Origin of the sequence: Kitasatospora sp. NPDC051984 (assembly GCF_044593455.1) — a bacterium.
In the GTDB taxonomy this organism is placed as follows: Bacteria; Actinomycetota; Actinomycetes; order Streptomycetales; family Streptomycetaceae; genus Kitasatospora.
In genome coordinates this window covers 128,422-140,169 of record NZ_JBIUCB010000012.1, presented here as the reverse complement: position 1 = coordinate 140,169, position 11,748 = coordinate 128,422, and the positions used below count along the sequence as shown (strand labels likewise).

Below are 11,748 nucleotides of genomic sequence, written 5' to 3'. Positions count from 1 at the left end.
GGAACGAGTGGAGCAAGTCATGGGTGACACACCGGAGTTCACGGCAGCGGCCGAGCTCGCCGACTGGGGCTGGCCGGACGTGCTGGCACTGGGCGGCGGCGCGGCCGACCCGTTCGAGACCAGCTCGTACGGCGTGACGTGGCGGCCCAAGGACCGGCACTTCGGCGTGTGGCACGAGGGCCGGGTGGTCGCGCACGCCGGGCTGGCGGCGGGGACGGTGGAGGTCGGCGGGCAGCGCTTCGACGTCGCGGGCGTCGGCGGCGTCATCGTCGAAACCAGCCTGCGCGGCCACGGCCTGGCCCGCCTCGCCGTCACCGGCGTGCTGGACGCCGCCCGCGCCGACGGCCTGGACCGGGCGCTGCTGTTCTGCCTCCCGAGCCGCGCCCCGCTCTACACCCGCCTCGGCTTTCTCCCCCTGCCCGAGCCGGTGACGGCCGACCAGCCCGCCGGCCCGGCGCCCGTCCCGCTCGGCGCGATGTGGAAGCCGCTGACGCCCGGGGCCGACTGGCCCGCCGGCTCGGTCCGGCTGCACTCGCTGCCGATGTGAGCCGTCGGTGATTCGCCGACCGGGCCCGGAAGTTGACCACTGGACTACGGTGTCGCGCATGAACGCGGACAGCTGGCTGACGGACACCCGGGACTCCTACGACACCGTCGCGGTCAGCTACGCCGACTGGATCCGCGAGGCACTGGCCGGGGCGCCGTACCTCCGCGCCGCCCTGGCCGTGTTCGCCGACCTGGTGCGCACCTCCGGCGGCGGGCCGGTGGCGGACGTGGGCTGCGGCCCCGGGCATGTCACCGCCCACCTGCACGAGTTGAGCCTCGACGCGTTCGGCATCGACCTGTCGCCGGGGATGATCGAGGTGGCCCGGCGCGATCACCCGGGCCTGCGATTCGAGGTGGGCACCATGACGGACCTCGAGCTCGCCGACGGGTCGGTCGCCGGACTGCTCGCCTTCTGGTCGCTGATCCACGTCCCCGACGAGGTGGTCCCGGCGGTCCTCGACCAGTTCCGGCGGGTGCTGCGTCCCGGCGGGCCGCTGCTGATCGGCTTTCACGTCGGCACCGGGTCGCGGCTGAAGACGCAGGGCTACGGCGGCCACCCGATGCGGGTCCACGTCCACCGCCGCTCGCCCGACCGGGTCGCGGCGTGGCTGCGCGAAGCCGGGTTCACGGTCGAGGCCCAGCTGCTGACCGACCCGGACGCCGAGGTGCCGGGGGCCATCCTGTTCGCCCGCCGCCCGCGCCGCAGCGATCAGGCGTGAACTGACAACCGTTGCAAGGCTGTTGCCCGGACCGTGACGGGCGTCACGGACCGGCCCGGCCGCGACGTGATCAACTCGCCGAATGTCTGCCACCGCCACGCGACCCGCCGCCGCCCTCGTCCTCACCGCCGCCGCGCTGCTCGTCGGGTGCGGGTCGGTGACGGCCACCGGCGGCGGGTCGGCCGCGCCGTCGACGAGCGCGGGGCCGTGCGGGGTGCCGTTGGAGCGGCCGTTGGACGGGTGGTCCCGGGACGGGGTGCGGATTCTCGCGGTGAACGACGCCTGCGCGGAGTTCGAGGTGACCAACGCGGGCAGCGAGGCCGCGGACTTCTCGGTGCTGTTCGGGTGGACGGGCGTCGGCCAACGCCTGGACACCAGCCCGACCGGCACGGCAACGGCGGTACCGCCGGGCGCGACCGTCCGCGGCCGGGTCGAGGTCGGCACCCCGAACCCGGCGCGCACCACCGCGCCCCTGCCGCCGATCGTCCCGAACGTGAAGATCACCCTGGTGCGCAGCGTCCCGACGGCCGAGGCGCCCTCGAAGGGCGGCCCGTGCCCGGCGTCGGGGGTGCGGCTGTACGCGGACCAGGGCGATGCGGCGATGGGGCTGCGGGTGGTGGGCCTGCACCTGGTGAACTGCGGGACGTCACCGGTGACGGTGGACGGCTACCCGCAGGTGCAGGCACTGGACGAGCAGCACCGGCCGGTGGACGCGCTGCAGGTGCTGAAGGGCGGTGCGGCGATCGCGGCCGGCACCGGCGCGGACAACCCGCCGCAGCGGATCACGCTGGGGCCGGGCGAGGGCGCGCGGTCCACGGTGGTATGGCGCAACACCAACGACGACACCGCGGTGGACCCGGTGAACGCCCCGTACCTGCGGGTCCGGGCGACGCCCGACGCGGCGCCGGTGATGGTGACCCCGGAGCTGGACCTCGGCACCACCGGCCGGCTCGGCATCGGCGCCTGGGCCCGGGAGAACTCCCCGTCCTGAGCCACTGACCGACCGGTCTCGGAAAACGCTTTCCACCACTCCGAACCGGTCCCGGAAAGCGCTATCCGAAGCCGCTGACCGACCGGATCTCGGAAAACGCTTTCCACCACTCCGAACCGGTCCTGGAAAGCGCTATCCGACGTGCACCCGCGGCCGCCGGCTGCGATCGGGCTCGGCCTCGCGCAGCACCTCGCGGGTGACGGGCGCGACCTCGCCCTGGCCGAACAGGAAGAACCGCAGGAACTGGGCGAACGGGCTGCCCTCGGTCCACTCGAAGTAGATGTGCGGCAGCTGGCCGGTGGTGTCGCGGACGTGCAGCAGTATCGCGGCGAGCGCGTTCGGCACGCTGGAGTGCTCGAGGGTCAGCACCCGGTAGCGGTCGTGCAGCACCTCGCCACGGACCTTCAACTCGGCCTCGAAGTCGGACGGGTCGAGCACCGTGACCTCGACGAACACCAGGTCGTCCTCGACCGGGATGTCGTTGTCGGCGCGGATCTGGTGCACCTTGTCGCGGTACTCGGCGAGGTCGCGGGTGGCCGGCTTGGTGGCGATGAAACGGATCGTCCGGTGCGCGGTGTCCCGCACGAAGCGTTCCGCGACGGCGTCCAACTGGACGTCGGTGACCCGCAGTTCGAAGGACCGGGCGAGCCGGGAGGCGAGCGAGACCAGCACGATGGCCGCGATGAAGCAGGCGCCGATCTTCACGCCGTCGGGACGTTCGGCAATGTTGATGACGGTGGTGTAGACGAACACCGCGGCGATGATCGCGAAGCCGATCGTCCACCGGTGCTGCCGGGCGGCCCGCGCGGCGATGGTGACGGCGATCGCGGCCGAGGTGATCAGCACCAGCACGCCGGTGGCGTACGCGCCGCCCTGCTTGTCGACGTTGGCGTCGAACAGCCAGGTGATCACGAAGGCGATGCCGGTGAGCACCAGCACCATCGGCCGCACGGCCCGGGCCCAGTGCGGGGCCATGCCGTAACGCGGCAGGTAGCGCGGCATCAGGTTGAGCAGTCCGGCCATTGCGGACGCACCGGCGAACCACAGGATGGCGATGGTCGACAGGTCGTAGACCGAACCGAACGCGTTGCCCAGGTAGTGGTGGGCCAGGTACGCGAGGGCGCGGCCGTTGGCGGGGCCGCCGGTCTTGAAGTCGTCGGCGGGGATCAGCAGCGTGGTGATGAAGCTGGTGGTGATCAGGAAGCAGCTCATGATCACGGCGGCGGTGGTGAGCAGCTTGCGGGCGCCGCGGATGCGCCCGGTGGGCCGGTCCTCGGTGTCCTCGGGGTCGCCCTCGATGTGCGGCATCACGGCGACGCCGGTCTCGAAGCCGGACAGACCGAGCGCGAGCTTGGGGAAGACCACCAGCGCGACGCCGATCATCACCAGCGGATTGCCGTGCTCCACGCTGAGCGCGTGCGTCCAGTCGGTGATCACCGACGGCGCGGTGATCACGTGCCACAGGCCGACGGCGACCACCACCACGTTCAGTGCCAGGTAGACCGCGACCAGGACGACCGCCACACCGATCGCCTCGCTGAAGCCCTTCAGGAAGACGCCGCCGAGCAGCGCGATCAGCAGCAGGGTGATCACTACCTGGTGGCCGCTGAGCACGCTGTTCAGGTGCGGGTTCTCCACCAGGTGCGCGGTGGCGTCGGCGGCGGACAGCGTGATGGTGATCACGAAGTCGGTGGCGGCGAAGCCGAGCAGCGCCAGGACGAACAGCTTGCCCTTCCAGAACGACAGCAGCCGCTCCAGCATCGCGATCGAGCCTTCGCCGTGCGGGCTCTCCTGGGCGACCCGCCGGTAGACGGGCAGCGCGCCGAGCAGCGTGACGGCGACCAGCACGATGGTGGCGATCGGGGAGAGCAGGCCGGCGGCGAGGGCCGCGATGCCGGGCTGGTAGCCGAGGGTGGAGAAGTAGTCCAGGCCGGTCAGGCACATCACCCGCCACCAGCGCTGCCCGTGCTGCTGGTCGGTGGCCTGGGCGTGCGGGCCGGGGTGCTGCTTGGCCATGTCCGACAGGCCTTCCAGCAGCCAGGCCCGAAGGCGCTCGCGCGCCGAGCCGGCGTCCGCGGGGGCGGAATCGACCACTGTGCTGCTCCTGTCGCGAGGTCGGTAGCCCCGGGCCGCCGGACGATCCGGCCCACCGGGCGGACTCCCACGTCAATGTAGGTCACCTCCGCCACCGTCCAGGGCAGGCTGGAGCGTAACGTCCCCCATCTGCCCAGGTCGGGACCGGTCCCTGGTGCTTGACGTCCCGTTGGGGTGGCCTTGGCCCACTGTTTGCCCGCCCGGTCGGGCACGAACCGGGGCGACCGACGAACGACCGACGGACGACCGACGGACGACCGACGAACGACCGACGAACGACCGAGGGACGACACCTCAACGGTTCAGGCACGTCCGAGCATCGCTGTCAAGGGCCGACCGGCCCTGCTTCGGGGCCGGTCGGAGGCGGGTACCCCTCCCGGCCCCCGGGTACGGTTTGGCAGACTGCAGGGTGTCTGCGTCCGGGCTCCGGCCCTGACGTCCGCGAATTGCGCGAGGAGAGTTGCTGCCATGTCCGAGGGATCGGCGCCGATCAGGGTGTTCCTGCTGGACGACCACGAGGTGGTCCGCCGCGGGGTGCACGACCTGCTGGACTCCGAGCCCGACCTGGAGGTGGTCGGCGAGGCCGGCACGGTCGAACAGGCCCTCGCCCGGGTGCCCGCGCTGCGCCCGGACGTCGCGGTGCTCGACATGCGGCTGCCCGACGGCGACGGGGTCTCCGTGTGCCGGGAGTTGCGTTCACGGATGCCGCAACTCGCCTGCCTGATGCTCACCTCGTTCGACGACGAGGAGGCGCTGCTCGACTCGATCATGGCGGGCGCGGCCGGCTACGTGCTCAAGCAGATCAGCGGCACCGACCTGGTCACCGCGATCCGTACCGTCGCCTCCGGCCAGTCCATGCTCGACCCGGGCGCGGCGACCCGTCTGATGGCCCGCCTGCGCGGCGAGGCCCCGGCGCCCGCCCCCGACTTCCCCAACCTGACCGAGCGGGAGCGCGAGATCCTGGCACTGATCGGCGAGGGACTCACCAACCGGCAGATCGGCGAGCGGGTGTTCCTCGCCGAGAAGACCGTCAAGAACCACATCTCCCGCCTGCTCGCCAAGCTCGGCGTCGAGCGCCGGGTGCAGGCCGCGGTCATCGCCACCCAGACGCTGTCCGCGCCCTCCTCGGAGCGCGGCGCCTGATTCCCCTGCGGTTCCGCGCCACCAGGGGTGGTGTCGGAACCGCTCGCTAGGGTTCCCACCGGGCGGCCGGACGATCACGGCGGCCGCCCGGAGCCATCGGCATGTCTGGAGGGGCAGTGCGGCGCTGGGAGTTGGTCGGGGACGGTTCGTCGAAGTTCTGGGAGGCGGCGACCGACGGCGCGTCCGTGCAGGTCCGCTACGGCCGGATCGGCACCGAGGGACGCCTCCAGGTCAAGGAACTCGCGGACCCGGCCGCCGCCGAGGCGCACCTCGCGAAGCAGATCGCCGAGAAGGAGCGCAAGGGGTACCGGGAGACGGGGGGCGCTCAGGCTCCGACCACTCCGACCGCCCCGACCGCCCCGACCTCCTCGCCGACGCCGTCCGCCGAGGCTGCGCAGACCGTCAAGAGCCTGGCGGCCGTCGAGCAGGACGTCGAGCAGGCCCTCGAGCAGGACGTCGAGACCGTCGAACAGGGCGCCGGGGACGCCGAGTTCGCCGAACTGCCGGACGAGGACGCCTTCGTGCTGCCGGAGTCCTGGTACCCGCTGGTGGTGCCGCGCCGTGGCGGCGGGGTGCCGGCCGGGCCGGCCCGGCCGGTGGTGGACGCGGCGGCGGCCGAGGAGCTGGAGCTGCTGCGGATCGCCAAGAACGAGACCTGGATCGAGCGGGTGCTCGACGACGCCAACTCCGAGCAGTACCTGGTGCGGGCCGCCCGCGCGCACCTGCGCGGGATGCCGGACGCGATCGGCGCCGCGGCGGTCGCGGCGATGCTGCGCGAGACCTGGCAGAAGGGCGGAATCCAGGAGGTCCTGGACTCCTGGATCGCCCGGTTCGGGCTGGGTTTCGCGGCCCGCGCCACGGTGGCGTCCTTCGAGTTCGACTCGAGTTGCGCCCGGCCCAACCACCACCGGGCCGGGCTGATCTCGGAGGGGTCGGGCCGCCGGGAGCTGCGTGGGGCGGAGTTCGCGTTCACGCTGGCGCAGGGGGTGCGGCGGGCGCTGGCGCTCGCCGACGAGCCCGAATACCGTTCCGTGCTGGCCGAGTTGGCGGCGATCCGGACCCGGCGGGACCGCCGGGCGGCGACCGCGTTCCTCGCCCCGGAGGTACCGGGCTGGGTGGACGAATGCCTGGCCGACCTGTCGGGGTTCGGGAAGATCAGCGAGGTTTCGGTCGCCCAGTTGCTGCACTCGGTCGGCACGGCGAAGCAGGTCGCGCAGATCGCCCAGCAGCCGCCGCTCCGCCGCTGGATGAACTGGCCGCCGAGCCAACTGCCCACCCTGGCCGACGCGGTGGGCCCCGCATGCGTGCCGCTGTTCGGACGCGCCCTGGACACCCAGTACGACCTCGACAAGATCCGTCAACTCGCCCTCCAGATAGCCGAGTTCCCCGGCGACCGGGCGTTCCGGCTGCTGCTCGACCGGATCGAGGTCCGCCACGTCCGCCCCGGCCTGCTGCACGCGATGCGCCGCTTCCCGGTGCGCGCGGTGCGGCTGTTGGCGGAGTTCGCGCGGCAGCGGGTCGGCGCGGAGGCCGCGAGCGCACGGCAGTTGCTGGTCAGTCACCTCAGCTCGCTCCGTTCGCAGTTGCCCGAGGTGCTGGCGCGACTCGACGCCGACACCGCCGAGTTCGTCGCCTCGCTGAGCAAGACGCAGCAGCAGTTGCCGGAGGCGGAGGCCACCGCACTGCCCGAGCTGCTGACCTCGCCGCCGTGGCTGCGCCCGCGTCCCGCCCGGAAGCCGAAGGTGCTGACCGGGGTCACCGCCGACGGCACCGCCCAACTCCTGTGGGCAGAAGGCGAGTCGGAGCAGTGGCGGGAGGGCACGCAGTCCCCGTGGACCTTCGGTCCGGGCTTCGACTGGGCCGCCGAGGCGGCAATCCGGCTGAGGGAGGCCGGCGGCCTCTGGTACGGCGCGGAACTGCTGGCGCACGGCCCCGAGGAGATCGTGGGCCAGTACCTGGAGGGCTGGCGGCCCGGCGAGTACTGGAACGCGGCGGAGTCGCTGCGCCCGGTGGTCGCCAGGTTCGGCCTGGCCGCGCTGCCGTTGCTGCGCGACGGTGCGGCGGCCCAGCCCGGGCACGTGGTGCCGCTGCTGCTGCCGTTCCGCGACGTCACCGTCGCCGGGGTGATGGCGGACGCCCTGGTGCGCCTCAAGTCGCAGCGGGCGACGGCTCGTTCGTGGTTCGTCCGGCACGGCGTCGAGGGTGCGCTGCTGCTGGTGCCGAACGCGGTCGGCAAGGCCGGCCGGGCCCGGTTGGCCGCCGAGAGCGCGCTGCGGCTGATCGCGGCGCAGCAGGGCGTGGACGTCCTGCTGGCGGCGGTGCAGGAACGTTACGGCGATGCGCCGGCGGCCGTGGTGGCGGCGGCGCTGAGCGCGGACCCGCTGGTCAACGCGCTGCCGGCGAAGATGCCGGAGTTCCCGGACTGGCTGCTGCTCGGTGCGCTGCCGCAGTTGGTGCTGCGTTCCGGTGCGGCGCTGCCGCGGTCGGCGGTGCGGCACGTGGTCACCATGATGTCGCTGTCGAAGTTGCGCGACCCGTATCCGGGTCTGCCGCTGGTGGCGGACCTGCTGCGGCCGGAGTCGGCGGCGGAGTTCGGCTGGGCACTGTTCGAGGAGTGGCGGCAGGCGGGGATGCCCGCGGCGGACAGCTGGGCGCTGTTCGTGCTGGGCGAGTGGGGCGACGACGAAACCGCGCGCCGGCTGGCCCCGGTGCTGCGCGAGTGGCCGGGTGCGGGTGCGCACCACCGCGCGGTGGAGGGCCTGGACGTGCTGGCGGGGATCGGCAGCGACGTCGCGCTGATGCAGTTGCACGGCATCGGGCAGCGGGTGAAGTTCAAGGCGCTGAAGTCGCGGGCGCAGGAGAAGGTCGCCGAGATCGCGGAGGCGCTGGGCCTGACGGGCGAGCAGCTCGGCGACCGGCTGGTGCCCGATCTGGGGCTGGACGCGGACGGCACGACGGTCGTCGACTACGGTGCGCGGACGTTCACGGTCGGGTTCGACGAGCAGCTGCGTCCGTTCGTGCTGGACGCGGACGGCAAGCGCCGCAAGGATCTGCCCGCGCCCGGCGCCCAGGACGACCCGGAGCTGGCGCCGGCCGGACGCAAGCGCTTCGCCGCGCTGAAGAAGGACGTCCGGGCGCTGGCGAGCGTGCAGATCCAGCGCCTGGAAGCCGCGATGGTTGCCGGACGGACCTGGTCGGCGGCCGAGTTCCGTACCCTGCTGGTCGATCACCCGCTGCTCCGGCACCTGGTCCGCCGGCTCGTCTGGAGCACGGCGGACACCGCGTTCCGGGTCGCCGAGGACGGCGCCTTCGCCGATGTCCGCGACGAGGCGTTCACGCTCCCCGAGGACGCCGTCGTCCGCCTCGCCCACCCCCTGCACCTCGACGTTCCCGCCTGGTCCGCGCTCTTCGCCGGCCACGGGCTGCTCCAGCCGTTCCCCCAACTCGCCCGTCCGACGGCCGCGTTGACGGCGGAGGAGGCCGCCGGGCACCGGCTGCACCGCTTCGAGGGAGCGAAGATACCGGTGGGCCGTCTGCTGGGCATGACCAAGCGCGGCTGGCAGCGCGGCACCCCCGAGGACGCGGGGGTCGAGCGCTGGTTCCACAAGCCGCTGCCGAACGGCCGGCACCTGGTGATCGCGCTCGAACCGGGCATCTACGTCAGCGTGGTGACGGAGTTCCCCGAGCAGACCTTCAGCACGGTGTGGCTGGACACCCGGGCCCGCGACTACTACCGGTCCCGCCGCGAGTACGGCGAGCGCTTCGCCGACCTGGACGCCGTCACCGCCTCCGAACTCCTCGCCGACCTCGAGGAGTTGACCGCCGACTGAGCACCCCTCCGGCGGCGGGGGCCTTGCCGGGGGGTCAGCTCATGCCGACCAGCATGTAGAACATACCGATGGCCATCACCGTGCGCCGCGCCGAAACCAGGCGGAGCAGGGCGGGCGGCCCGGGTGCGCGGTCACGGGCCGGGTGGTGGCCCGTGACCGGGCGGGGCAGCAGGAGGGCGGCGACTCCGACGGCGGCGTACCCGAGGAAGTACGTCGCCAGGAGGAGCAGCGTCCAGGCCGGCACCGCGGCATGAGCGGCCTGGACACCGGTGCCGCCGGCGTGGTGGTGCTTCGGAGCCACTGCGAGGGCGGCCATCGCGGACGCGCCGACGACGTGGTGGGCGTAGTGCGCCCAGGCATCGGGCGGCACCGTGTGGCGCTCCTGGTGACGCCCGGCGGGTGCCGGGCTTCGGCGTACCGGCCAGGCCGCGGACGCGGCGAGCAGAGCCGCCCACAGGCCCTGCGGCAGTGGGTCGAACGCCGGTGCCGTCATCGCGACCACCGCGAGCGCCATCACGATCTCGGCCGCCTCCAGCCGGCGGTCCGCGCACCGGCCGGCCGCGATGCCGGACACGCCGTGCACCACGCACCAGCCGGTCAGGGCGATCAGCAGGGCGGTGGCGATCACGGGTTCCCGCACCGGAACCTCCCGTCCGCCGCCCGCCGCCACCGGCTACGCGTCCTGCACCAGCAGCCGCGCGTTGACGGTCGGGTTGCCGGCCTGCGCGAGCGGGAACGCGGTGCCGACCTCCTCGGAGTGCCCGGGCACGTCGATGCGGACGGACAGCGTCCGGTCCTGGATCTGTTCCTGCGGCATTCGGAAGTCGAGGTTGATGATGCCGTGCTTCACGCAGGTCGGGCACTTCCGCGGCATCTTCGGCTGGAAGAAGTAGCGCTTCGCGACCGGCGCGCCGTCGGCGAGCAGCGTCACGAAGAACGACCCGGGGATGTTCAGCCGGTCGATGCCCTTCACCCGCACCGACACCGGGTCGGTGCTGCGGAACGCGAAGGGGCTGGCGGCGTCGGTGCTCCCGGACAGGTTCTCCATGACGCGCTCCGCGGGGCCGGGGACGTCCAGCCGGTCGTACGAGACGGTCGTCTCGATCGTCTGGTCGGCGGTCGTGGTGAACGGTGGCAGTGCGTTGAACGGCGCGGTGAGCCAGCCGGTGTCGGTACCCAGAGTGGACCGGAAGCCGGTCAGTGTGGTCGCCTGGGCGCGGGTCTGCCAGCTCAGCCAGAGGCGGTCGATGTTGCAGTGGAAGAACCAGAACACCGGGTCGAACGATGAGACGTTCTGGTCGGCCATCGTCGGCCCGATCGATCCGTGGCCGCCGTCGTGGGCCTGGATCGAGAAGTCCTGGTACCCGTTGACGTTGTACGCGCCCCACAGCGACTGGGTCAGCGAGGTGGTGATGTCGTCCAGCACCCCGAAGTCCTGCATGTTCTGGGTGATGGTCGCGACGGGGAACCGCTGGGTGGTGTACGGGAAGTACCCGGTGACGGGCTGCGGCGTCGCGTTGGCGCCGGGATCGGCCGGCAGGACGTACTGGTCGAGCGGCGGGTGCTGGAGCCGGTCCGGCAGGGCGGTCGTGATGTCCCAGTAGGGGAGCGTCACCGTCTCGCAGCCCGGGACGGAACGCAGCGCGTCCTCGAAGTTGATCAGGTACTGGCGGTGCCAGGGATTGAACCGGTCTTCGTGGTGCAGGCACCAGCTCTGCGGGAGGCCGTGCTGCCCGGCCAGCACGAAGTAGCTGTCCGCCGCGGCCGGGTCGCGGGCCATCAGGCCGCTGAACGCGGTCTTCAGCAGCGTGAACTCGGCGTCGGTCAGTGTGGTGACGTCCTTGCGCAACCTGGTCGGGGCCGGGCCGCCCGCCGGGGGCCCGCCGCCCGTCGCCGTACCGAGGGGGTAGCCGTTGACGATCCAGTTCTTGAACGTCTGGACGCGATCGGCGCTCCACTTCCCGGCCTGGTCCGGGGGCATCTGCGCGTTCGGCGGAGAGGTCTGCGCGAGGATGGCGAGCCCGTTCTTCCTCACCCCGTCGTAGGTTCCGAGCTCGATCCCCTTGGCGGCCATGTGGTCGACGTCCTCGGGCCGGAAGAAGAACCGGATGTCCGCCAGATAGGTGGGCGCCGCGACGACTTGATCGGCGGTCGGGTTTCCGGGGGTCGTGGTCATGCTTCCTCCGCTGGGCTCCGGACGGGAGTGACGATGCCGGCTGCGCGGTGCAGCGACGCACAGGGTCCATGGTCGGAGGGTCTGCGGCCGCCTGCCAGGCGGGCTGGTCCGCACAGGGCGCGGCCGCACGGAGGACGCCTGGATCTCCGTCCGACCGTCGTACCCGGTTCCGGGCCCTGGTGGTCGACGGAGGGGGAGCCGAGGGCGGGCGCGGGCCGGAGACGGGAGCGGCATACGCTGATCCGGTTT

At 72.6% G+C, this 11,748-nt stretch carries 8 protein-coding genes; 5 read left to right on the top strand and 3 right to left on the bottom strand.

Going from position 1 to position 11,748, the window contains the following annotated elements:
• Nucleotides 1-19: 19 nt before the first annotated feature.
• From ACIHEI_RS23425 to ACIHEI_RS23415, 3 genes are all read left to right on the top strand, one after another.
• Entirely contained in the window at nt 20-547 is a 528-nt protein-coding gene (locus ACIHEI_RS23425) for a GNAT family N-acetyltransferase (protein WP_396607966.1), read from the top strand.
• 58 nt (nt 548-605) lie between these two features.
• On the top strand, nt 606-1,265 hold the full coding sequence (locus ACIHEI_RS23420) for a class I SAM-dependent DNA methyltransferase (protein WP_396607965.1): 660 nt from the start codon (nt 606-608) through the stop codon (nt 1,263-1,265).
• 82 nt (nt 1,266-1,347) lie between these two features.
• Entirely contained in the window at nt 1,348-2,256 is a 909-nt protein-coding gene (locus tag ACIHEI_RS23415; RefSeq protein WP_396607964.1) for a DUF4232 domain-containing protein, read from the top strand.
• Nucleotides 2,257-2,388: 132 nt separating this feature from the next.
• On the opposite strand, the gene ACIHEI_RS23410 is transcribed toward ACIHEI_RS23415, so the two are convergent.
• On the bottom strand, nt 2,389-4,350 hold the full coding sequence (locus tag ACIHEI_RS23410) for an amino acid transporter (RefSeq protein ID WP_392952760.1): 1,962 nt from the start codon (nt 4,348-4,350) through the stop codon (nt 2,389-2,391).
• A gap of 468 nt (nt 4,351-4,818) precedes the next feature.
• Between ACIHEI_RS23410 and ACIHEI_RS23405 the strand changes: the two genes are divergently transcribed.
• Together ACIHEI_RS23405 and ACIHEI_RS23400 are read left to right on the top strand one after the other, a co-directional pair.
• Nucleotides 4,819-5,493 carry a response regulator gene (locus ACIHEI_RS23405; protein WP_387642391.1) on the top strand — a complete coding sequence of 225 codons (675 nt, stop codon included), beginning with the start codon at nt 4,819-4,821 and terminating at the stop codon, nt 5,491-5,493.
• Nucleotides 5,494-5,594: 101 nt separating this feature from the next.
• The gene (locus tag ACIHEI_RS23400; protein WP_396607963.1) at nt 5,595-9,323 is read left to right on the top strand and encodes a WGR and DUF4132 domain-containing protein; all 3,729 of its coding nucleotides are present in this window, start codon (nt 5,595-5,597) and stop codon (nt 9,321-9,323) included.
• A gap of 34 nt (nt 9,324-9,357) precedes the next feature.
• Here ACIHEI_RS23400 and ACIHEI_RS23395 read toward each other — a convergent pair whose 3' ends face one another.
• Both ACIHEI_RS23395 and ACIHEI_RS23390 read right to left on the bottom strand, forming a co-directional pair.
• Nucleotides 9,358-9,963: a DUF5134 domain-containing protein gene (locus tag ACIHEI_RS23395; RefSeq protein ID WP_396607962.1), complete on the bottom strand. Its 606-nt coding sequence runs from the start codon at nt 9,961-9,963 to the stop codon at nt 9,358-9,360.
• Between the two features lie 33 nt (nt 9,964-9,996).
• Complete coding sequence (locus ACIHEI_RS23390) at nt 9,997-11,499, bottom strand: tyrosinase family protein (RefSeq protein ID WP_392952752.1); 1,503 nt, start codon at nt 11,497-11,499, stop codon at nt 9,997-9,999.
• Nucleotides 11,500-11,748: the final 249 nt, after the last annotated feature.

What these genes read in the sequence shown, in the direction of transcription:
- ACIHEI_RS23425 (WP_396607966.1), top strand. Translation starts at nt 20, where the DNA reads ATGGGTGACACACCGGAGTTCACGGCAGCGGCCGAGCTCGCCGACTGG.
- ACIHEI_RS23420 (WP_396607965.1), top strand. Translation starts at nt 606, where the DNA reads ATGAACGCGGACAGCTGGCTGACGGACACCCGGGACTCCTACGACACC.
- ACIHEI_RS23415 (WP_396607964.1), top strand. Translation starts at nt 1,348, where the DNA reads ATGTCTGCCACCGCCACGCGACCCGCCGCCGCCCTCGTCCTCACCGCC.
- ACIHEI_RS23405 (WP_387642391.1), top strand. Translation starts at nt 4,819, where the DNA reads ATGTCCGAGGGATCGGCGCCGATCAGGGTGTTCCTGCTGGACGACCAC.
- ACIHEI_RS23400 (WP_396607963.1), top strand. Translation starts at nt 5,595, where the DNA reads ATGTCTGGAGGGGCAGTGCGGCGCTGGGAGTTGGTCGGGGACGGTTCG.
- ACIHEI_RS23390 (WP_392952752.1), bottom strand. Translation starts at nt 11,499, where the DNA reads ATGACCACGACCCCCGGAAACCCGACCGCCGATCAAGTCGTCGCGGCG.